Below are 21,881 nucleotides of genomic sequence, written 5' to 3'. Positions count from 1 at the left end.
TCCCGAGCGGGGTCGCTTAGGGTGGCAGGCACCGGGCCGCAGCCGCGGAATCCGCTCAGCTCCGGCCCGGTGCGCCACACCGCGGCATTCCCAACCCGTCCCGACCGGGAATGCCGTACCACCACCGGCACCAACATTAGGCACCGTCCGGGTCGGCGGGGTGACGCTGACGTGAAGATCGTGTTTCACGCGCTCTGGCGTAGACCGCCCACCACCTGCTCGGCGATCAATTCGTACGACCGCACCCGGTCCTGCACGTCGTACACCAGCGTGGTCAGCATCAGCTCGTCCGCGCCGGTGCGCTCCACCAGGTCGGTCAGCTGCCGACGCACCGTCTCCGGCGAGCCCATCGCCTGACCGTCACGGCGCGCCACGACGAAATCCCGCTCGATCTCCGAGTACGGGTAGGCCGCCGCCTCGTCAGGCGTGGACAGAGGCTCCGGCCGTCCGGAGCGCAACTTCAGGAACGACAGGGCGCTCGGCCCGGCCAACCATTCGGCCCGCTCGTCGGTCTCCGCGCACACGGCGTTGACCGCCACCATCGCGTACGGCTTGTCCAGCCACTGCGACGGCCGGAAGTTCTGCCGGTACAGGGCCAACGCCGGCAGGGTGTTCTGCGAGCTGAAGTGGTGCGCGAAGGAGAACGGCAGACCGAGCAGACCGGCGAGCTGGGCGCTGAAACCGCTGGAGCCCAGCAGCCACACGGCCGGCTGCTCACCGCGGCCCGGCGTGGCGATGATCTGCCCCGGCTTCTCCCCGCTGAAGTAGTTCATCAGGTCCGTCAGCTCGCGCGGGAAACCCTCCGCCGACAGGCCCTCCATGGTGCGCCGCAACGCCAGCGCCGTCACCTGGTCGGTGCCCGGCGCCCGCCCGATGCCCAGGTCGATCCGACCGGGGTGCAGCGCCTCGAGGGTGCCGAACTGCTCGGCCACCACCAGCGGCGCGTGGTTGGGCAGCATCACCCCACCCGACCCCAGTCGGATCGTCGAGGTGTTCGCCGCCAGGTGCGCCAGCAGCACCGCGGGGGCGGAACTGGCGATCGCTGGCATGTTGTGGTGCTCGGCCACCCAGAACCGGTGGTAGCCCAACTCCTCGGTGCGACGGGCCAGCTCGGTGGTGGCCTGCAACGCCGCGCCAGCGGTGGTGCCCTTGGCAACCGGAGCAAGATCAAGAACAGACAACGGTACGGTGATCACACGGTCAGCCAACCCGTCACCGACCGGCTTTGTTCCAGCATGCGGGTTTTCGTCGGCCACCTCACCCGCCGTTCAGCCCATCCCGCGCGCCTGTTCGAAGATCAGACTCGTCTGCGTGTGCTGCACCACCGGGTCGACCGCCAGGTGGTCCAGCACGAAGTCCCGCAACGCGTCGCCGGACGCCGCCCGCACATGCAGCACGTAGTCCTCCGCACCGGCCACGTGGAACACCGACACCACCCCCGGCAGCCGCACCGACCGGGCCCGGAACGCGTCCACCGCCGCCCGCTCGTGCGCTGTCAACCGCACCGACACCAACGCCTGCAATGGCAGACCGAGCGCCGCCGGATCCACCTCGGCGTGAAAACCACGGATCGCACCGCGCTCGCGCAGCGCTCGGGTACGTGTCAGGCACGTCGACGGTGCCACGCCCACCCGCTCGGCGAGCGCGTTGTTCGGCAGCCGGCCGTCCGCCGCCAGCTCGGTAAGGATCGCGCGGTCCACCTCATCAAGGGCCGGGTACGGCCGCAGATCATTCGGCTCAGGGGGCATTGCGCCATCCTCGCCGGAATTCAACACGGAAACCACCCCGATTCGCAGAATCATCTGCCGAACCGTTGCCCACCAAGCGCCAGATGTTCGACGCTACCGCCATGACAACGATGGACACCCGGGCCGTCCACGCCGGTCGCGACGACCTGCGCACCCTCGGCGTGCACGTACCACCCATCGACCTGTCGACCACCAACCCGCTGCCCTCCGTCGACGACGGTGGCGCCGCATACGAGCAACTCGCCACCGGCGGCACCCTCCCCACCGACGGCAGCGCCGTCTACCAACGGCTCTGGAACCCCACCGTCGCCCGCTTCGAAACCGCCCTCGCCGAACTGGAAGGCACCGCCCAGGCCGTCGCCTTCGCCAGCGGAATGGCCGCCCTCACCGCCACACTGCTCGCCGCCGCCCGCGACGACCACCGGCACGTCGTCGCCGTCCGACCCCTCTACGGCGGCACCGACCACGTCCTCGCCACCGGCCTGCTCGGCACCACAGTCACCTGGTCGCGCCCCGACGAGGTCGCCACCGCCATCCGCCCCGACACCGCACTGGTCATCGTCGAGACACCCGCCAACCCCACAGTCGACCTGGTCGACATCGCCGCCCTCGCCGCCGCGGCCGGCGACATCCCACTGCTTGTCGACAACACCGTCGCCACCCCCGTGCTGCAACAACCCGCCCGCCACGGCGCCACCCTCGTCCTGCACAGCGCCACCAAGAGCATCGGCGGACACGGCGACGTCCTCGCCGGCGTCGTCGCCTGCGACGACACCTGGGCCGTACGCCTACGCCAGGTGCGCGCGGTCACCGGCGCGATCCTGCACCCCCTCGGCGGCTACCTGCTGCACCGCGGCCTGCAAACCCTGCCGCTGCGGGTCCGCGCCCAACAGGCCACCGCCGAGAAACTCGCCGGCTGGCTCGCCGACCACCCCGCCGTACACCGGGTGCACCACCCCTCGGTGCACGACCCGGCGGCGCTGGTCGGGCGGCAGATGTCCGGACCCGGCAGCCTGCTCGCCTTCGAGGTGCGCGGCGGAGCGCCCGCCGCAGCCGCAGTCGCCGGCGCCTGCCGCCTCATCACCCACGCGGTGTCCCTCGGCGGCGTCGACACCCTCATCCAGCACCCCGCCTCACTCACCCACCGGCCGGTCGAGGGCGACGCCAAACCCGCCGCCGCCCTGCTGCGCCTCTCGGTCGGCCTCGAGGACCCCGAGGACCTACGCGCCGACCTCGCCCACGCCCTCGACACGATCGCCTGACCCCGAGGGCGGGTGTCAAAGCCCTCGGCCGGCCTGCGGCGGGCCCAGACGACGACCGGCCGCGTTGGAGACGGGCCCGGATACAACACCGGTATCCGGGCCCGTCTCCGCCTTGCCAGACCGCCGCCTGGACTCCGCCTCGGCTCGACCGAGGACTTTGGCACCCGCCCTAGCGCAGCTCGCGGTTGCCCAACACCCGCACCGGCGAACCCTTCCGAGCCACCCGCAACATCGCCCGACCGATCCCGTCGGTCGTGGTGACCTGATTCGGCAGCAACCGACGCAGCACCGGAACCAGCGGACGCGTGACCGCGTACCCGAACCGGTACCACCGCGTCTTCGACACCGCCCCGTACGTCGGCTGGATGAACCCCGGCCGCGCCGCGTAACCGTTGGGAAGCAGATCCATGATCGCGTTCTCGGCGCGACCCTTGACCCGCGCCCACATCACCCGACCCTGCCCCGACGAATCGGTCCCCTGACCCGAGACGTAGACGAAGGTGACCTGCGGGCTCACCTGCGCGAACAACCGCGCCGCGGCGAGGGGGTAGTCGTAGCTGACCCGGGTGTACGCGGCCTCGTCCAGACCCAGTGAGGACACCCCCAGGCAGTAGAAGCACGCGTCGACACCTGTCAACTCGGGCCGCACCGCGTCCAACTCGCCCACGTCCGCGACCGTCAGCTCCCGCAGCTTCGGATCCCGCACACCAGTCGGCCGCCGACCGACAGTCAGCACCTCCCGCACGTCATCGGCGAGCAGGCACTCGCGCAACACACCCTGGCCGACCATGCCCGTCGCACCGAAGATGACCACCCGCATCAGCACCCACCCCTGTCGTCGATCACCGTCTGCGGCGTCTCTCTGATCGGCTCATCTTGCTCGAAGGCGTGGTGTTCCGAACAACCGAGCCGGTCGGGGGAGCCGCCCCACCGGCGCGCAGGCGGTCAGGACTTCGGGCCGACGTGCCGGTCCAGCGTCACGACCGCGTCGCGTCGCGCCACCGACAGCGAGTTGCGCCGGTTCATCCGCCAGGCGATGCCGAGCAGGTCGAGGCCCCACTGGCAGAGCTCCATGATGTCGGCCGACTCGTTGACGAACATGTAGCGCGGGTAGATGTACGCCTTGCCGCGCACTGTCACCCGGTTGGCGAACCGACAGCCGTCGGAGTGGAACAGTCCACGCAGGAAGTCGCCCGGCTGCGCGGCAACGAGTTCGCGCTGCCAGTCGGCTAGGACGATCGGTCGCTCGTGCTTCTTGCCTGGGCCGTGCTGAGGCAACAGGCACGGCCAGTGCTTGCCGGAACTTTGCACGCTGACGCAGCCGGCCTGCTGGACGCGTTGCACCCTCGCGGCGAGCACTGCTCGCATAGCAGCGTCACAGGCCTCGATCAGGCCTGGCCAGCTGTCGCTGCAAGCGATGCGAAGCACCGGGACCCGGGCGGACGTGACGAGATGACCGTCGCCCAGGTAGAGGCCAAGCAGGTAGAGGTATGAAGACGGCTCTGTCTTGATGTTGACGTTGGGCCGGCAGCGGAAGCAGCGGGACTCGGTGCCCTGCTGTTGTGGCTCAGCCTGCTCCCTGCACCAGACTCGGACGGTTGGGTAGGGAAGCCTCAGTCGTCGGGCGACCTCAGCGACCGTGCTGCCGGCGAGGTGCTGCTGCCGTGCTCGTAGGCGCAGTTCAGGTGGGTGCACAGCACGAGTTTGGAACAGCCGTACGACAAGTTTGGTGCCCCCGGTGGGATTCGAACCCACACTGTCGGAGGTTTGAGCTCCGCTTCTCTGCCGGTTGGAATACGGGGACGCTTGGCCGAATGCTCTGGTGGCCTCCCATAGGTTACCTACTACGCTGAGGGCGGCGACACCCGGTCGGGTTGGTGTCGGCTTATGACTGGTGGGGGTAGGGCTGGTGGCTGAGATGCCGACGGATGCCGAGCGTAGGCGCGTACTGATCGCCGAGGACGAGGCGCTGATCCGGCTGGACCTCGCCGAGATGCTGGTCGAAGAGGGTTACGAGGTGGTGGGGGAGGCCGGTGACGGCGAGACGGCCGTGCGCCTCGCCGAGGAGCTGAAGCCCGACCTCGTCATCCTCGACATCAAGATGCCGATCATGGACGGGCTGGCCGCCGCCGAGCGCATCGCCGGTGCCCGGATCGCCCCGGTGATCATTCTGACCGCGTTCAGCCAGCGTGATCTGGTGGAGCGGGCGCGGGCGGCGGGCGCGATGGCGTACCTGGTGAAGCCCTTCCAGAAGAGCGACCTGGTCCCGGCGGTGGAGATCGCGCTGTCGCGTTACTCGGAGGTCGCGGCCCTGGAGGCGGAGGTCGCGAGCCTGACCGACCGCCTGGAGATCCGTAAGTCGGTGGAGCGCGCCAAGGGCGCGCTGATGACCACGTACGGGATGACCGAGCCGCAGGCGTTCAAGTGGATCCAGCGCACGGCGATGGACCACCGGATGACCATGAAAGAGGTTGCCGAGCGGATCCTCGCGGAGACCGCCGGCGGCGAGGTGACCCTCCCGGCGCCCTGACCGGCATCGATCCGTGCTGCGGCGGGTGGGGGCGGTGCTCGGCGTTCTCGCTGTGCTGGTGGCCGCCTGTGAGTCCTCGGCCTGTCCCGACTGTGAGCAGCCGCTACCGGTCCGGCCGGCCTGGCGGTCGGTGGTCCTGCCGGACACGCCGGGTGTGCCGGGTCGAGCGGTGCTGCGCGATGCCACCGCCTGTGCCGGCCGGTGGTACGTGGTCGGCGGCGTGGTCGATCTGGCCGGGGAGACCCGCCCGGCCGCCTGGAGCAGCCCGGACGCCATTTCCTGGGTGCCGCTGCCGATGGTGCCAGTGACGTTCTACGGCCAGCAGCACGTGCTCTCCGCGGCGGCCTGCCGGGACGGACGGCTGGCGGCGGTCGGGGCGAAGAGCGGAGGCGCGCACGGCAACCCCCGCACCGGCACCTGGAGGCAGGCGTCGGACGGCACGCTGCACGAGGTGGACGCGCCCTTCGAGCGGTTCGCCGGGCCGCGCGCGGTCAACGTGGCCCGGCTGGCGGCGGGGCCGCAGGGCTGGTTGATCGCCGGTAGTCGGATCGACGGTGCGGCGGTCTGGATCTCCCCGGACGCGGCCGGGTTCGCGCTGGTGGAGGGCGCACCAGAGCTGGCCGGTGACGAGCGGGGGCGGACGGCGGCGTACGACGCGGTCGCCGTGCCGTCGGGCTGGCTGATGGTGGGTGCGCTGCTGCCGCCCGGGGGCACCGCGCTGGCGCCGCTGGCCTGGTCCTCGACGGACGGCCGGAACTGGCAGCGGGCCGCCCTGCCGGTGGTGGACGGGCGGGGGCAGGCGCAACGGGTGGCGGTGCTTGGCGGCGTGCCGGTGGCGGTCGGGCCGGTGCGGGCTGGATTCGGCAGTTGGCGGCTGACCCCGCAGGGCTGGCGGCCGGCGGGCGGATTCGGGGCGGCCGGACCAGGTGTGGCGTCGGCGGCCGGGCTGGTGGCCGTGGGGCAGAGGTTGGTGGCGGTGACGAGGGACGGGGACCGTCACGCACTGTGGCTCTCGGTCGATATGGGCGAGTCATGGCGGGCGATGGCCATGCCGCAGCCGGTACCGGACAGCGGAGACACTGCGGTCGCGGTGACCTCGACGGAAGATCGACTCCTGTTGGTAACGGACGATGGGAAAACGTCGCGTGCCTGGTGGGCGGGGGTGTCAGACCTCGATCGGTAGCTGACGGAAGCGCGCTGGCCGGTGCCGACGAAACGAAGGTGAAAATGCTTCACGACCGAAGGTTCTTACAGGGATCGTTTCCAATCGGCCACGGCGTGTAACGGTTCGGTCAACCCGCTCGCTTGGGGCTTACGTCACAGCTCCACGGTGGGATAACGTCCGGCCCCAGACCGGCGACGACGGTCTGGTTCGTCCGCCCCCGCAAGGGCCAATAGCCAGCGGGTGGTTCGGACCATGGGACGAGGAGGGTTCGGGCCTTGAGGCAAAAGCTCGCGCGCGTTATCGGTGGGGTCGCCATGATGGCGCTCGTCGCCGGCGGAACCGCATGCTCCAGTGGCGACGATGCGGCAGGCGGGGGCGGTGACGCCTGCGGCAGCAAGATCGCATTCTTCGGCGCGCTGACCGGCAGCTCGGCCGCGCTCGGCATCAACGAGAACAACGGTGTCAAGCTCGCCGTCGACAAGTACAACAAGGAAAACGCCGACTGCAAGGTCGAGCTGGCCTCCCTGGACTCGCAGGGCAGCCCCGACCAGGCACCTGGTCTGGCGCAGAAGGCGATCGACGACACCAAGATCCTCGGCGTCGTCGGCCCGGCCTACTCGGGTGAGTCCGAGGCCGCTGGCCCGCTGTTCAACGAGGCCGGCCTGGTCACCATCACCCCGTCCGCCACCCGGCCGAGCCTTGCCGAGCAGAAGTGGAAGACCTTCTTCCGCGCGGTCGGCAACGACTTCAGCCAGGGCCCGGCGGCCGGCAACTACATGAAGAACGTGATGAAGGCCGACAAGGTCTACGTCATCGACGACCAGTCCGCGTACGGCGCCGGCCTGGCCGACGAGGTCAAGAAGGTGCTCGGCTCGGCGGTTGTCGGCTCGGACAAGGTCCAGGGCGAGGGCAAGCAGACCGAGTTCTCCGGCGTGGTCACCAAGGTCAAGGCCGCCAACGTGAAGGCGATCTTCTACGGCGGTTACTACCAGGAGGCCGGCCTGATCCGTAAGCAGCTCACCGCTGCCGGGGTCACCGCGCCGCTGGTCGCCGGCGACGGCGTCAACGACGGTGCGTACATCACCTCCGCTGGTCAGGCGGCGGCCGAGGGCACCATCCTCACCTGCCCGTGCCAGCCGGCCGCTGAGGCCCGGGGCACCTTCGTGCAGGAGTTCAAGGCGCTCAACGGCACCGACCCGGGCACCTACAGCGACACCGCCTACGACGCGGCGAACATCCTGCTGGCCGGTATCAAGGCTGGCAAGACCACCCGTGAGGGCCTGCTGGAGTTCGTGAAGGGCTACAGCGGCGAGGGTGTCGCGGCGAGCTACAAGTTCACCGAGACCGGCGAGCTGGACCCGGCTCAGGTCAAGGTCTGGGCCTTCAAGGTCACCGGCGGCAAGGTTGTCCCGGATCAGGAGATCCCGAAGTCCTGATGTTGGTCGCTGCTTCGGCGATTGAGTTGTGATCGCGGGTGCGGCCGGGAGCTGCTCGCTCCCGGCCGCACCCCAATTTTCTCTCCAGACGTGATGGAGCGTCCCTCCCTTGGACTTCAATGGACTGTTCTCCAACTTCGGGGAACTCACCACGACCGGCCTGACCCAGGGCGCGATCTACGCCCTGGTCGCGCTCGGCTACACGCTGGTCTACGGCGTGCTGAGACTCATCAACTTCGCTCACTCCGAGGTCTTCATCGCCGGCGCGTTCGCGGCGATCTGGACCTGGAACGGCTTTGGACTCGACCAGAACTCACAGGTCAGCGGGGTTGGATCGATCCTGTTCTACCTGCTGGTGGCGATGATCGTCGCGGCCATCGCTTCGGCGGGCACCGCGACGGTGATCGAGCGGGTGGCGTACCGGCCGTTGCGTAAGCGCAACGCCCCGCCGCTGGCCTTCCTGATCACCGCGATCGGCGCCTCGATCGCGATCTCCGAGGCCTTCGGCATCTGGACCCGCCGACTGCCGGAGGGCGCGCCCAGTCTGGTGAGCAGCAAACCGCTGTTCCACCTCTTCGGCGTGCCGATCGACTCGGTGCAACTGCTGACGATCGGCGCGGCGCTGCTGATGATGGTCCTGCTGGACCTCTTCATCAACCGCAGCCGTACCGGCCGGGGCATCCGGGCCGTGGCCCAGGACGCCAACACCGCTGCGCTGATGGGTGTGAACAAGGACCGGATCATCCTGATGGTCTTCATCACCGGTGGTGCGATGGCCGGCGTGGCCGGTCTGCTCTACGACGTGCGGATCCAGACCCTGACCTACAGCGTCGGCTTCCTGCTGGGGCTCAAGGCCTTCACCGCCGCGGTGCTGGGTGGTATCGGCAACCTGCGCGGCGCGCTGATCGGTGGCCTGCTGCTGGGCGTGGTGGAGAACTACGCCGCCGGTCTGTTCGGCAGTCAGTGGAAGGACTTCGCTGCCTTCGCGGTGTTGGTTGTGCTGCTGATGTTCCGGCCGACCGGTCTGCTGGGCGAATCGCTGGGGAGGGCACGGGCATGACGACCGTCCTGGAGAGGGTGCGTTCCGGCCGCGAGGCGGCCGGAGAACGCTGGCGTGGCGCTCCGCGCTGGGTGCGCTGGGCGCTGCTGGTCGCGGTGATCGCGTTCTTCTACGCGCTGCCGAACAGGGAGTTCTACCAGTATCTCGGGCCGATCCCGACCCCCGGTGCGAACTTCACGCAGGTGCTGTTCACCGTCTCGATCTACGTGCTGCTGGCCGTCGGGTTGAACATCGTGGTCGGGTTCGCCGGCCTGCTCGACCTGGGCTACTTCGGCTTCTTCGCCGTCGGCGCGTACACCGTCGCGGTGCTGACCTCGCCGAGCAGCAACCTCAAGACGCTCTGGCCGTGGCTGCTCGTGGTGCCGCTGGCGATCGGGCTGACCATGCTCTCGGGTGTGATGCTCGGTACGCCGACGCTGCGTCTGCGCGGTGACTACCTGGCGATCGTGACGCTCGGCTTCGCCGAGATGATCCGGATCGCCGCGGTCAGCTCGGAGTTCCTGAAGGGCCAGCGGGGTTTCAACCAGATCCCGCACCCGCCCGGCAAGTACGCCGACGGCAAGCCGTTCTTCGGCGTGCTGGACGCCCGGCCGTACTACTGGCTGGTGCTCACGCTGATCATCCTGGTGGTGATCGGTGTGCGGAACCTGACGCACAGTCGGGTCGGGCGGGCCTGGATCTCGATCCGGGAGGACGAGGACGCCGCGCAGCTGATGGGTGTGCCGACGTTCAAGTTCAAGCTCTGGGCGTTCGCCTCGGGTGCCGCGATCGCCGGCCTGGCCGGCGCACTCTTCGCGGGTAAGCAGAACTTCGTCAACTCGCAGAACTTCGAACTGCTCAACTCGATCATCATCCTGGCGGCGGTGATCTTCGGTGGTTCGGGCAACATCGTCGGCGCGATCGTCGGCGGTGGTCTGGTGGCGTACATGATCGAGCGGTTCCGCGGCATCGAGCTGTTCGGCGTGGAGCTGTACGAGTACCGGTTCCTGATCTTCGGTCTGGTCCTCGTGGTGATGATGATCTTCCGGCCGGAGGGCCTGATTCCGAACCGACGACGGGCGGCGGAGTTCAAAGACCGTCGCAAGGAGGTGATCGTCGGTGAGTGACACCGATCAGACGCCGGCTGTTCCGGCGCAGGCCGGCGCGCCGGCGATGGAGGCGGTCCCCAGCCGGGAGCCGCTGCTGGAGGTCGACGACGTCACGCTGCGCTTCGGCGGCGTGGTCGCGCTCGACAACGTCAACTTCACCCTCTACAAGGGGGAGATCCTCGGGCTGATCGGCCCGAACGGCGCTGGCAAGACCACCTGCTTCAACGCGATGACCGGCATCTACCAGCCCACCAAGGGTGAGATCCGGTTCCGTGGCGACAAGATCAGCGGGAAGAAGCGCCACCAGATCACTCAAATGGGTATGGCCCGGACGTTCCAGAACATCCGCCTGTTCCCGGAGATGACCGCCCTGGAGAACGTCCAGGTCGGCGCGGACGCGCACCACAAGACCAGCGTGCTCTCCGCTCTGTTCCGGTTGCCCCGGCACCGGCGCGAGGAGCGTGAGGGGCGGGAGAAGGCCGAGCGGCTGCTGGAGTTCGTCGGCATCCGGCACCGGATGCACGAGTTCGCCCGCAACCTCTCCTACGGGGAGCAGCGGCGGTTGGAGATCGCCCGGGCGCTGGCCACCGATCCGGTGCTGCTCTGCCTGGACGAGCCGGCCGCCGGCTTCAACCCGGCGGAGAAGGAGGAGCTGCTCCAGCTCATCCGGCAGGTCCGGGACACCGGCGTGACAGTGCTGCTGATCGAGCACGACATGCGCCTGGTCATGGGCGTCACCGACCGGATCGTCGTGCTGGAGTTCGGAAAGAAGATCGCCGAGGGGCTGCCCGCCGAGGTGCGGGACAACCCGAAGGTGGTCGCGGCGTACCTGGGGGTGCCGGACGATGTTGCTTGAGATCGACGATGTGAGCCTGCTCTACGGGCGGATCCAGGCGTTGCACGGCATCAGCCTGACCGTGGCCGAGGGTGAGATCGTCGCGCTGATCGGGGCCAACGGCGCCGGGAAGTCGACCACCATGCGGGCGATCTCCGGGATTCGGCCGATCGCCACCGGCAGCATCCGCTTCGAGGGCGAGGACATCTCCAAGCTCCGGGCGGACCTGCGGGTCCGGCGGGGGCTCTGCCAGGCGCCCGAGGGCCGGGGGATCTTCCCCGGCATGTCGGTGCTCGAGAATCTGGACATGGGGGCGTACACCCGGCGCGACCGCGCCGGGATCGCCGAGGACCTGGCCCGGGTGCTCGACCTTTTCCCCAGGCTGGCGGAGCGACGTAAGCAGGCCGGAGGTACCCTTTCCGGCGGCGAGCAGCAGATGTTGGCGGTCGGTAGGGCGTTGATGAGCCGGCCCAAGCTGCTGTTGCTCGACGAGCCCTCGATGGGGTTGGCGCCAATGCTGATCCAACAGATCTTCGACATCATCAAGGAGATCAACGAGCAGGGCACCACCGTCCTGCTGGTGGAGCAGAACGCGCAGCAGGCGCTGGCCCGAGCGCACCGGGCGTACGTGCTCGAGACCGGCAAGATCGTCAAGACCGGAACCGGCGCCGAGCTGCTGCACGACCCGGCGGTCAAAGAGGCATACCTCGGCGTGGCCTGAGCGGCCGTCACACCCCTCACGCAAGGAGTGCAGAGACATGTTCAATACCAACGGTGCCCGTCGGGCGGCGCTCGGTGCCGCCAGTGCGGCGCTGATCGCCCTCTCGCTGACGGCGTGTGGGGAGAAGGAGAACAGCGGCACGCCCGGTGCCGGTCCGACCGTCACGGCGGCGGCCGACTCGGCGCTGGCCGGGAAGGTGCCCGACGCCATCAAGGCCGACGGTGTGATCAAGGTCGGCACCGACTCGACGTACGCCCCGGCGGAGTTCCTCGACGCCGACGGCAAGACGGTGGTCGGCTTCGACGTCGAGCTGTTCAACGCGGTGGCGCAGAAGCTCGGTCTCAAGGCCGAGTACGAGTCGGCGCCCTTCGACGCGATCCTGCCCGGTGTCGACTCTGCCAAGTACGAGATCGGCGTGTCGTCGTTCACGATCAACGCCGAGCGGCTCAAGAGCGTCAACATGGTGAGCTACTTCTCCGCCGGCACTCAGTGGGTGACCAAGGCCGGCAACGCGGCCAAGATCGACATTGAGAACGCCTGCGGCAAGAAGATCGCCGTGCAGACCGGCACCGTGCAGTTCGACGACATCACCGCCCGGTCGAAGAAGTGCACCACCGGCGGCAAGCCGGCGATCACCATCGACCAGTACCAGGCGCAGAGCGACGCCACGGCCGCCGTGTTCAGCGGCAAGAACGACGCCATGTTGGCCGACTCGCCGGTCGGGGCGTACGCGGTGAAGCAGAGCAACGGCTCGTTGGAACTGGTCGGCGACATCTACGAGTCCGCCCCGTACGGCTACGCCGTCAAGAAGGACCAGACCGTCTTCGCCGAGGTGCTCAAGGAGGCCGTCCAAGCGGTCATCGCTGACGGCTCGTACCAGACCGCCTTGAAGAAGTGGGGCGTCGAGGGCGGCGCGATCACCTCCTCGGCGCTGAACCCCGCCAGCTGACGCATGTCGTCGGAAACGGACACAACCGAACGGGCACGGCCGGAACCCATCCAGGCCGTGCCCGTCCGGCATCCCGGGCGATGGGTAGCGGTCGCCGTTATCGGGGTGCTGGTGGCCATGTTCGTCCACCTGCTGGTGACGAACAAGGCGTTCAACTGGGCGTTCATGGTCGACGAGATGTTCCGGCCGCCGATCATGGAGGGTCTGCGCGGCACGCTCGCGCTGACCGTGCTCGCGATGGTGATCGGCGTCAGTCTCGGCGTTGTCGTCGCCATCATGCGGTTGTCGGAGAACCCGATCCTGCGGGGCGTCTCCTGGGCATACACCTGGTTCTTCCGAGCGGTGCCCCGGCTGGTGCTGGCGATCCTCTTCGGCAACCTCGGCATCCTCTGGGCCCGGATCGAGTTCGGGCTCCCGTTCGATCGGCAGATCGGGGCGCTCTTCGGCGTTGACGACTTCGAGGCACGTTTGTTCGGCTTCTCCGCGCTGGAGATCCTCACGGGATTCGTCGCCGGCATGCTGGCGCTCGGGCTCTCCGAGGCGGCGTACATGGCCGAGATCGTTCGGGCCGGGATCCAGTCGGTGGACGAGGGGCAGACCGAGGCGGCGCAGGCGCTGGGCCTGAGCCGCAACCAGATCCTGCGCCGCATCGTGCTGCCGCAGGCGATGCGGGTGATCATCCCGCCAACCGGCAACGAGACCATCGCGATGCTCAAGGACACCTCGCTGGTGGCCTTCGTGCCGGTCTCCACCGAGTTGTTCTTCCAGCTCAAGGCCGTGGGTAACCGGACCTTCCAGGTGTTCCCGATGTACGTGGCGGCCTGCCTGTGGTATTTGCTGCTGACCAGCGTGCTGCTCGTCGGGCAGTACTACCTGGAGCGGCACTTCTCCAAGGGGTTCGGCAAGAGCGCCCAAGCGAAGATCAGACTGCGCGGGATCACCGCGGAGGCCGGCGGTAGCGCGAGCGAGGCGGGTCGGTGATGACGCAGGTGACGACACCGGCGGGGGCCGGGGGAACGGCCGGCGACGGCGTGATGGTCCGCGCTGAGCAGGTGCACAAGTCGTTCGGGTCGGTGGAGGTGCTCAAGGGCATCGACCTGGAGGTCCGCAGCGGCGAGGTCTGCTGTCTGCTCGGGCCCTCCGGCTCGGGCAAGTCGACGTTCCTGCGCTGCATCAACCATCTGGAGAAGATCAACGCCGGCCGGATCCGGGTGGACGGCGAGCTGATCGGCTACCGGGAGCGCGGCGGCAAGCTGCACGAGATGCGGGAGAAGGAGATCGCCACCCAGCGCCGCGCGATCGGCATGGTGTTCCAGCGGTTCAACCTCTTTCCGCACATGACCGCCTTGCAGAACGTCGCCGAGGCGCCGGTGCTGTTGGGCCGGGAGCGCAAGGCCGCCGCCCGGGACCGGGCCGCCGCGCTGCTCCAGCGGGTCGGGCTCGGCGACAAGCTGGGCAACTACCCTGGGCAGCTCTCCGGCGGGCAGCAGCAGCGGGTGGCCATCGCCCGGGCGTTGGCGATGCAGCCGAAGCTGATGCTCTTCGACGAGCCCACCAGCGCGCTGGACCCGGAGCTGGTCGGCGAGGTGCTCGACGTGATGAAAGATCTGGCCGGCGACGGCATGACGATGATCGTGGTGACCCATGAGATCGGCTTCGCCCGGGAGGTCGGCGACTCGCTGATCTTCATGGACGACGGCGTGGTGGTGGAGTCCGGTGCGCCGCGCGAGGTCATCGCCAACCCCCGGCACGACCGGACGAAGGCGTTCCTGGCCAAGGTGCTCTGAGCCGGTACCCGGCGCGGCCGTTCCGAACGGCCGCGCCGGGCGTCGTGCCGGTGTCCCGTCCTGTCGTAGCGGCGGGCTAGAGTCGCTGCCGTGACAGCTACGACACCGCGCCTGCTTCTCGTTGACGGACATTCCATGGCATACCGGGCCTTCTTCGCCCTGCCTGTGGAAAACTTCTCCACCACGACGGGGCAGCCGACCAACGCGGTGTACGGCTTCACCTCGATGCTGATCAACGTGCTGCGCGACGAGCAGCCCACCCACATCGTCGTGGCCTTCGACGTCTCCCGCCACTCCTTCCGCACCGACAAGTACGCGGAGTACAAGGCCGGCCGCAGCGAGACCCCGACCGACTTCAAGGGTCAGGTCAGCCTGGTCAAGGAAGTCCTGGCCGCGCTGCAGATCCCGGTGGTGGAGAAAGAGGGCTTCGAGGCCGACGACGTCATCGCCACGCTCGCCTCCCAGGCCCGCGACCAGGGCATGTCGGTGCTGATCAGCAGCGGTGACCGCGACGCGTTCCAGCTGGTCGACGATCAGATCACCGTCCTCTACCCGCGTAAGGGCGTCTCCGACCTGGCCCGGATGGACCCGGCGGCGATCGAGGCGAAGTACGGCGTTCCGCCACAGCAGTACCGGGACCTCGCCGCGCTGGTCGGCGAGACCAGTGACAACCTGCCCGGCATCCCGGGCGTCGGCCCGAAGACCGCTGCCAAGTGGATCACCACGTACGGCGGGGTGGAGGGCGTGATCGCCCGGGCCGACGAGATCAAGGGCAAGGCCGGCGACAGCCTGCGCGAGCGGCTCGCCGACGTGATCCGCAACTACGAGATCAACTGCCTCGTCTCCGACCTGGAGCTGCCGCTGCGCCCGGAGGAGACCCGCTGGACGGGTTGGGACCGGGAGGCGGTGCACCAGGTCTTCGACACCCTGGAGTTCCGCATCCTGCGCGACCGTCTCTACCAGTACCTGGAGGCGGTCGAGCCGGAGGCCGAGTCCGGCTTCGACCTCACCGGCGAGGTGCTCACCGAGCCAGGTGCGCTGGCCGGCTGGCTGACCACGCACGTTCCGACCGGCACCCCGGTCGGGTTGGCGGTCAAACTCGACACCGGCCCCAACCGCCGGCACACCGCCTCGATCACCGGTCTCGCGCTGGCCACCGCCGGCGGCGCGGCTGCCTGGGTCGACCCGGCGCAGCTCGACCCGACCGACGAGGGCGCCCTGGCGGGCTGGTTGGCCGACGCGCAGCGCCCCAAGGTTCTGCATGACAGCAAGCCGGCCGTGCTGGCCTGCGCCGCGCACGGTTGGCAGCTCGCCGGCATCGTCCGGGACACCCAGATCGCCGCGTACCTGGCCCGCCCCGACCAGCGGTCCTACGACCTGACCGACCTGGCGCTGCGCTACCTGCACCGGGAGCTGCGGGTCGACGTCCCCGAGTCCGGCCAGCTCACCCTCGACGGCCTCGGCGACGAAGGGGTGGTCGAGCAGAACCTGATGCTCCAGGCCCGGGCCACCCTCGACCTGGCCGACGCGATCGACGCCGAGCTGTCCCGCGACGGCGAGCAGTCCGCCCGGCTGATGGCCGGCGTGGAGCTGCCGCTGATGCGGGTGCTGGCCACCATGGAGAGCACCGGCATCGCCGCCGACACCCACTATCTCTCCGAGCTGGAGGCCCACTTCGCCGCCGAGGTGAAGGCCGCCGCTCAGGGCGCGTACGAGGCGGTGGGTCGGGAGTTCAACCTCGGCTCGCCCAAGCAGTTGCAGGAGATCCTCTTCACCGAGCTGGGTCTGCCGAAGACCAAGAAGATCAAGACGGGCTACACCACCGACGCCGATGCCCTGCAGTGGCTCTACGTGCAGCAGCCGCATCCGGTGCTGGCCCACCTGCTGCGCCACCGGGACGTGGCCAAGCTCAAGTCGACAGTCGACGGGCTGCTCAAGTCGGTCTCCGACGACGGGCGGATTCACACCACCTTCAATCAGACGGTGGCGGCCACCGGTCGGCTCTCCTCCACCGAGCCCAACCTGCAGAACATCCCGATCCGTACCGAGGAGGGTCGTCGGATCCGGCGGGCCTTCGTGGTGGGGGAGGGCTACGAGAGTCTGCTCACCGCCGACTACAGCCAGATCGAGATGCGCATCATGGCGCACCTCAGCTCGGACGACGCGCTGATCGACGCGTTCAACTCCGGCGCCGACTTCCACGCCGCCACCGCCTCGTCGGTCTTCGGGGTGCCGCTCGACGAGGTCACCCCCGACCAGCGCCGCAAGATCAAGGCAATGAACTACGGCCTGGCGTACGGGCTCAGCGCCTTCGGCCTGTCCCAACAGCTCAGCATCAGCACCGAAGAGGCGCGCGGGCTGATGGAGAACTACTTCGCCGGCTTCGGCGGGGTGCGCGACTACCTCCAACAGGTGGTCGCCCGGGCCCGCCAGGACGGCTACACCTCCACCATCCTGGGTCGCCGCCGCTACCTCCCCGACCTCGTCAGCGACAACCGGCAGCGCCGTGACATCGCGGAGCGGATGGCGCTCAACGCTCCCATCCAGGGCTCCGCCGCCGACATCATCAAGGTGGCGATGCTGCACGTCGACACCGCGCTGCGCGAGGCTGGGCTGGGCTCACGGATGCTGTTGCAGGTGCACGACGAGTTGGTCTTCGAGGTCGCCCCGGGTGAGCGGGAGTCGTTGGAGGCCCTGGTCCGGCGGGAGATGGGCGAGGCTTACCCGTTGTCGGTGCCGCTGGAGGTGTCGGTCGGTCTGGGCCGAGACTGGAACAGCGCCGATCACTGATCAGTTTCTTTGGTTGCGTTTTTGGTGGTTGCGGTGTGGGGGTTCCGGGGCAGCCCGACCCACTCCGGGCGGTCAGGCTTGATCCCTGCGTGGGTCGGGCTGCCCCGGAACCCCTGACCGGGTCGTCCTGGTTGCGGCCGTTGGCGTGGTGGGTGCCGCCGCCAGATCAAGCGGATCACCCCCGCACCGCTCGTGCCCGCGCGGCACCGCCCGTGCCCGCACCGTCCGCCCCTGGCCGCCCGTTCCCACGCCGCCCGGCGTGCACCGGGCCGGGCACTCGGATCGAGGCGCACCGTTTCAAGATCTGCGCAACTTCGGGGAAGGTGCCGGTCGTGGCGTTCTGAGGCAGCAACGTCACCGAAGTTGTGCGGATCTCGCGGCGGGAGCCGCGTGAGCGGGCCGCTTCCTACTTCAGAGGGTCGTGGCCCCAGTTCATCAGGGACCAGCGCCACTTGGTGTCGCGGACGTTGCCGGAGGGGCGCTGCGCCATGTGCCGGCGTACGTAGCCGACCACCTTGCGCATGTGCTTGTAGTCGCCCTCGGACAGGTCACCGCGTTTGCGGCGGAGCAGGTTGATGATCTTCCGGCCGGATTCGTGCCCGACGGACTCGCCACCACCAGCGCGACCGCCCTTGTGCCAGCCGACCTGCTTCGACTCGTCGGTTTCCAGCCACGTGGACAGCTCACCGGGCTTCATGTTCACCGCCTCGGTGAACTCTCGGTAGGTGTCCCGGCCATCGTCACCTCTGGTCATGGCGCAGCGCCTCGGGGCGGTGGGCCACGTCGTGGCCCGTGCCGTCACTGCGGACCCGGTACCGCGGGTCGTCGGGGGCCGCGTTCACGGCCCGCCCACGGATCCGCGTCCGTTCGGTGATCGTGCCCTGCACCACGCCGTACGCGCGGCTGCCATGGGCCGACCAGGAGACATGATCGCCCTGGTGGAATCTCTGTTCGGCCATGGTCCTCGGCTACCCGACCCGGCCGAGGAGAAACGACTACGGGGTGATCTCAGCGACCGGCAGCTTGATGTCGAACGGCTCGGCCAGCTCGATCAGGTCGGCGCCGTCGGCGACCAGCTCGTACTGCCGCTCACCGCCCGGCCCCACATGGTCGCCGATCCGGTACGCGTAGACGTGCACCGGATCCTGTTCGATTCGCCAGTAGAACGGGATCCCGGCGGCGGCGTACTCCCCGGGCTTCGCGAACCGGTCGATCCGTCGCGTTCCCGGCGCAACGATCTCCACGGCGAGTACGACGTCCTCCGACGGCACGAGGGACCGGTTGGACGGCACCCCGGCCCGGCAGAGCAGCACGTCTGGTCGTCGGCTGGTGTTGTGGCTGAGCCCTACTCCGACAGCTTGGGCGACTCGCAGATGGTCCGGCACATGCGAATGGAGCCACAGACGTAGGAGGAACGAGATGTCTTGATGGCCCAGGGTGGGGGAGGGTGTCACCTGGATAACTCCGTCGACGAGTTCGACGCGGGGGGCGTCGTCCGGCAGGGCGAGCAGGTCCTCCAGCGTGTAGTCGGCACGCTGCTGCCGCATCGGATCCGGACACCAGGGGCCAGGTGATGTCGGGATGGGCTCGGCCCTCATGGGGCCGAGCCTACCGGCGATCGATGGCTCGCACTTCGGACAACGGGTGCGGCGCGCTCACCCGGCGGGCTTCTCGGTGACGAAGATGGCGGTGCCGGGGAAGAGTCGTCCGCGCAGCGGGCTCCACTGCCCCCAGATCCCCTCGTGTCCCTCCGGCCACTCCGGCTCCACCAGGTCCAGCAGCCGGAACCCGGCGCCGACCAGCTCGCGGATCCGGTCGCCGAGGGTGCGGTGCTGCTCGACGTAGGTGGCCACGCCGCTCTCGTCCTGCTCCACGTACGGGGAGCGGTCGAAGTACGAGTGCACCGCCGTCAGGCCGCCCTCGCCGGGGTCGTCCAGGAAGATCCACCGCATCGGGTGGGTCACCGAGAACACCCACCGGCCGCCCGGGCGCAGCACCCGGTGCACCTCGGCGAGCAGCGCCGCCGAGTCGTCCACGAACGGGATCGCGCCGAACGCGGTGCAGGCGATGTCGAAGGACCGGTCGGCGAACGGCAGGGCGAGCGCGTCGGCCTGCACCAGCGGTACGCGTACCCCCGTGCGGTCGGCGGCCTCGGCGGCGTGCCGCAACATGCCGGCGGACAGGTCGAAGGCGACCGGCCGGGCGCCCTGGGTGGCGAGCCAGCGGGCGGCGGCCGCGGCGCCGGCGCCCACCTCCAGCACCCTTCGCCCCGACACGTCGCCAAGCAGCCGGGCGTCGGCCTCGCGCAGGCCCTCCGGGCACCACACGAAGTCCACGTCGCCGAGGAACGCGCCGTGTTCGGCCTGGTAGTCGTCGGCGTCGGTGTCCCACCAGCCGCGGTTGGCGCGCCGGGCCTCGGCGTCACCCACCCGGCGCCGGGTAACCCGGCTGTCGTCATCCACGCGCTCACGCTAGGCCCCACCCACCCCATTGGGTACGGCGGCGCGCGTCCACGAGCTGCGCGACCCCTCGCGGGGCCGGCTTGATCGGCTCGTCTTCGGTGAGGTAGCGGTGTCGGAGCCGGCGCCCCGCACCGACATCCGGGAAGCCGGGTCGATCAAGCGCGGCACGTGGTGCGCGTCGGCGGGCGTGAGGGGCTGCTGTGACGCAGGAGACAGCAGGGGTGTTTTCCGGGCGATTGTTCGGCTTTCGCAGGTCATCGCACGAAGAGAACCCGGGAGGGCTTGCACGCTGTGGTAATGCGCACGGTAGGCTAGACGATGCGCTCGCGGATCGCGTTGCCTCGGCAGGGAGCAGGTGCGCGGTCGACGGAGCCACATCATGATCTCACTAGGCGATCGTTCGGTGTGCCCGGCGACGGATCCGCTGGCGCGAACAGGTCACTGCGACACACCAGCCTGCTGTGACAACCCACCGACCGGAGCAACCGCCCACATGACGAGCAGCATCGAGGCCCCCTCGAGCGCCACCCGGGTCACCCACGACGATCTCGGTTCCGAGGAGGCATTCCTCGCCGCGATCGACGAGACCATCAAGTACTTCAACGACGGCGACATTGTCGAAGGCACCGTCGTCAAGGTCGATCGGGACGAGGTCCTGCTCGACATCGGCTACAAGACCGAGGGTGTCATCCCCTCTCGGGAGTTGTCGATCAAGCACGACGTGGACCCCGCCGAGGTTGTGACGGTTGGCGACCACATCGAGGCCCTGGTCCTCCAGAAGGAGGACAAGGAGGGTCGTCTGATCCTCTCCAAGAAGCGGGCGCAGTACGAGCGGGCCTGGGGCACGATCGAGAAGATCAAGGACGAGGACGGCGTCGTCCGCGGTTCGGTCATCGAGGTGGTCAAGGGCGGCCTCATCCTCGACATCGGGCTGCGCGGCTTCCTGCCCGCGTCCCTGGTCGAGATGCGTCGTGTGCGCGACCTGCAGCCGTACGTCGGGCGGGAGCTCGAGGCCAAGATCATCGAGCTGGACAAGAACCGCAACAACGTGGTCCTGTCCCGCCGGGCCTGGCTGGAGCAGACGCAGTCCGAGGTGCGCACCGAGTTCCTCAACAAGCTGCAGAAGGGCCAGGTCCGCAAGGGCGTCGTGTCCTCGATCGTCAACTTCGGCGCCTTCGTGGACCTGGGCGGCGTCGACGGTCTGGTGCACGTCTCCGAGCTGTCCTGGAAGCACATCGACCACCCGTCCGAGGTCGTCGAGGTGGGCCAGGAGGTCGAGGTCGAGGTCCTGGACGTCGACCTGGACCGCGAGCGGGTCTCGCTGTCGCTGAAGGCGACCCAGGAAGACCCGTGGCGCCAGTTCGCCCGCACCCACGCGATCCAGCAGATCGTGCCGGGTAAGGTCACCAAGCTGGTTCCGTTCGGTGCGTTCGTCCGTGTGGACGACGGCATCGAGGGCCTGGTCCACATCTCCGAGCTGGCCGAGCGCCACGTGGAGATCCCGGAGCAGGTCGTCCAGGTTGGCTCCGAGGTCATGGTCAAGGTCATCGACATCGACCTGGAGCGCCGCCGGATCTCGCTGTCGCTCAAGCAGGCCAACGAGGGCTTCGTCGAGGGCGAGGAGCACTTCGACCCGACCCTCTACGGCATGGCCGCGACGTACGACACCGAGGGCAACTACATCTACCCCGAGGGCTTCGACCCGGAGACGGGCGAGTGGCTCGAGGGGTACGACAAGCAGCGCGAGACCTGGGAGAACCAGTACGCCGAGGCTCGTCTGCGCTGGGAGGCCCACACCAAGCAGGTGCAGACCTCTCGGGCCGCCGACGCCGAGGCTGCCGCCAACCCGACTCCGGCCGTTCCGGCCGCTGGCGGCGGCGGTGGCGGTGGCACCACCTCCTCGTCCAGCCCGGCCCCGAGCCGGCAGGCCGAGGAGCCGGCCGGCACGCTGGCCACCGACGAGGCGCTCGCCGCACTGCGGGAGAAGCTCGCCGGCGGTAAGTGACCCGCTGAACGACGACGGGCCCCGTCCCCGCGATCTCCGGATC

At 69.0% G+C, this 21,881-nt stretch carries 20 protein-coding genes, 1 tRNA gene and 1 pseudogene; 13 read left to right on the top strand and 9 right to left on the bottom strand.

Features of this window, described 5'->3' with window-relative positions; translation table 11 throughout:
• Positions 1–185: 185 nt before the first annotated feature.
• Positions 186–1,196 (bottom strand): LLM class flavin-dependent oxidoreductase, encoded by a 1,011-nt coding sequence (locus ACIA47_RS30820; protein ID WP_396711814.1) that lies wholly within the window; start codon positions 1,194–1,196, stop codon positions 186–188.
• 72 nt (positions 1,197–1,268) lie between these two features.
• A complete protein-coding gene (locus ACIA47_RS30815) occupies positions 1,269–1,748 on the bottom strand; it encodes an Lrp/AsnC family transcriptional regulator (RefSeq protein ID WP_112582687.1) in 480 nt (159 codons plus the stop codon).
• An 83-nt stretch (positions 1,749–1,831) separates the two neighbouring features.
• Between ACIA47_RS30815 and ACIA47_RS30810 the strand changes: the two genes are divergently transcribed.
• Positions 1,832–3,010 (top strand): trans-sulfuration enzyme family protein, encoded by a 1,179-nt coding sequence (locus ACIA47_RS30810; RefSeq protein WP_396711813.1) that lies wholly within the window; start codon positions 1,832–1,834, stop codon positions 3,008–3,010.
• Positions 3,011–3,179: 169 nt separating this feature from the next.
• Here ACIA47_RS30810 and ACIA47_RS30805 read toward each other — a convergent pair whose 3' ends face one another.
• From ACIA47_RS30805 to ACIA47_RS30795, 3 genes are all read right to left on the bottom strand, one after another.
• On the bottom strand, positions 3,180–3,830 hold the full coding sequence (locus ACIA47_RS30805) for an epimerase (protein ID WP_396711811.1): 651 nt from the start codon (positions 3,828–3,830) through the stop codon (positions 3,180–3,182).
• A gap of 125 nt (positions 3,831–3,955) precedes the next feature.
• Complete coding sequence (locus tag ACIA47_RS30800; protein WP_396711809.1) at positions 3,956–4,378, bottom strand: hypothetical protein; 423 nt, start codon at positions 4,376–4,378, stop codon at positions 3,956–3,958.
• Positions 4,379–4,737: 359 nt separating this feature from the next.
• Positions 4,738–4,814, bottom strand: a tRNA-Leu gene (locus ACIA47_RS30795).
• Between the two features lie 105 nt (positions 4,815–4,919).
• On the opposite strand from ACIA47_RS30795, the gene ACIA47_RS30790 reads away from it, so the two are divergent.
• The 11 genes from ACIA47_RS30790 (at position 4,920) to polA (ending at position 17,371) form a co-directional block, all read left to right on the top strand.
• On the top strand, positions 4,920–5,540 hold the full coding sequence (locus tag ACIA47_RS30790; RefSeq protein ID WP_112582684.1) for an ANTAR domain-containing response regulator: 621 nt from the start codon (positions 4,920–4,922) through the stop codon (positions 5,538–5,540).
• A 13-nt stretch (positions 5,541–5,553) separates the two neighbouring features.
• Positions 5,554–6,723 carry a hypothetical protein gene (locus tag ACIA47_RS30785; protein ID WP_396711808.1) on the top strand — a complete coding sequence of 390 codons (1,170 nt, stop codon included), beginning with the start codon at positions 5,554–5,556 and terminating at the stop codon, positions 6,721–6,723.
• Between the two features lie 257 nt (positions 6,724–6,980).
• Positions 6,981–8,141: a branched-chain amino acid ABC transporter substrate-binding protein gene (locus tag ACIA47_RS30780; protein ID WP_396711806.1), complete on the top strand. Its 1,161-nt coding sequence runs from the start codon at positions 6,981–6,983 to the stop codon at positions 8,139–8,141.
• 109 nt (positions 8,142–8,250) lie between these two features.
• Complete coding sequence (locus ACIA47_RS30775) at positions 8,251–9,201, top strand: branched-chain amino acid ABC transporter permease (RefSeq protein WP_112582681.1); 951 nt, start codon at positions 8,251–8,253, stop codon at positions 9,199–9,201.
• Positions 9,198–10,307: a branched-chain amino acid ABC transporter permease gene (locus ACIA47_RS30770; protein ID WP_091407909.1), complete on the top strand. Its 1,110-nt coding sequence runs from the start codon at positions 9,198–9,200 to the stop codon at positions 10,305–10,307. Before ACIA47_RS30775 ends, ACIA47_RS30770 begins: the two co-directional genes overlap by 4 nt.
• A 46-nt stretch (positions 10,308–10,353) precedes the next feature.
• Positions 10,354–11,145 (top strand): ABC transporter ATP-binding protein, encoded by a 792-nt coding sequence (locus ACIA47_RS30765; RefSeq protein WP_203121417.1) that lies wholly within the window; start codon positions 10,354–10,356, stop codon positions 11,143–11,145.
• Positions 11,135–11,845 carry an ABC transporter ATP-binding protein gene (locus ACIA47_RS30760; RefSeq protein ID WP_091407914.1) on the top strand — a complete coding sequence of 237 codons (711 nt, stop codon included), beginning with the start codon at positions 11,135–11,137 and terminating at the stop codon, positions 11,843–11,845. The genes ACIA47_RS30765 and ACIA47_RS30760 overlap by 11 nt, the downstream gene beginning before the upstream one ends.
• A gap of 37 nt (positions 11,846–11,882) precedes the next feature.
• Positions 11,883–12,794 carry an ABC transporter substrate-binding protein gene (locus ACIA47_RS30755; protein ID WP_396711803.1) on the top strand — a complete coding sequence of 304 codons (912 nt, stop codon included), beginning with the start codon at positions 11,883–11,885 and terminating at the stop codon, positions 12,792–12,794.
• A 3-nt stretch (positions 12,795–12,797) separates the two neighbouring features.
• Complete coding sequence (locus ACIA47_RS30750) at positions 12,798–13,775, top strand: amino acid ABC transporter permease (protein ID WP_396711801.1); 978 nt, start codon at positions 12,798–12,800, stop codon at positions 13,773–13,775.
• A 53-nt stretch (positions 13,776–13,828) separates the two neighbouring features.
• Positions 13,829–14,581, top strand: coding sequence for an amino acid ABC transporter ATP-binding protein (locus ACIA47_RS30745; protein WP_396711841.1), 753 nt, complete (start codon positions 13,829–13,831; stop codon positions 14,579–14,581).
• Positions 14,582–14,671: 90 nt separating this feature from the next.
• The gene (gene polA, locus ACIA47_RS30740; protein WP_396711799.1) at positions 14,672–17,371 is read left to right on the top strand and encodes a DNA polymerase I; all 2,700 of its coding nucleotides are present in this window, start codon (positions 14,672–14,674) and stop codon (positions 17,369–17,371) included.
• A 409-nt stretch (positions 17,372–17,780) separates the two neighbouring features.
• On the opposite strand, the pseudogene ACIA47_RS30735 reads toward polA, so the two are convergent.
• From ACIA47_RS30735 to ACIA47_RS30720, 4 genes and pseudogenes are all read right to left on the bottom strand, one after another.
• Positions 17,781–18,125 (bottom strand): annotated as a pseudogene (locus ACIA47_RS30735) (DUF3140 domain-containing protein); the annotation flags it as partial.
• A complete protein-coding gene (locus ACIA47_RS30730; RefSeq protein ID WP_396711797.1) occupies positions 18,112–18,330 on the bottom strand; it encodes a DUF2945 domain-containing protein in 219 nt (72 codons plus the stop codon). The pseudogene ACIA47_RS30735 and the gene ACIA47_RS30730, both read right to left, overlap by 14 nt.
• Positions 18,331–18,366: 36 nt before the next feature.
• On the bottom strand, positions 18,367–18,918 hold the full coding sequence (locus ACIA47_RS30725) for a Uma2 family endonuclease (RefSeq protein WP_396711795.1): 552 nt from the start codon (positions 18,916–18,918) through the stop codon (positions 18,367–18,369).
• 108 nt (positions 18,919–19,026) lie between these two features.
• Positions 19,027–19,833 carry a class I SAM-dependent methyltransferase gene (locus ACIA47_RS30720; RefSeq protein ID WP_396711793.1) on the bottom strand — a complete coding sequence of 269 codons (807 nt, stop codon included), beginning with the start codon at positions 19,831–19,833 and terminating at the stop codon, positions 19,027–19,029.
• A gap of 493 nt (positions 19,834–20,326) precedes the next feature.
• Between ACIA47_RS30720 and rpsA the strand changes: the two genes are divergently transcribed.
• Complete coding sequence (gene rpsA / locus ACIA47_RS30715; RefSeq protein WP_112582670.1) at positions 20,327–21,838, top strand: 30S ribosomal protein S1; 1,512 nt, start codon at positions 20,327–20,329, stop codon at positions 21,836–21,838.
• Positions 21,839–21,881 lie beyond the last annotated feature (43 nt).

The organism is Micromonospora sp. NPDC051227 (assembly GCF_044455385.1).
In the GTDB taxonomy this organism is placed as follows: Bacteria; Actinomycetota; Actinomycetes; order Mycobacteriales; family Micromonosporaceae; genus Micromonospora.
Note: the sequence above shows the minus strand (reverse complement) of the source record. Positions and strands in the feature narration are given on the sequence as shown.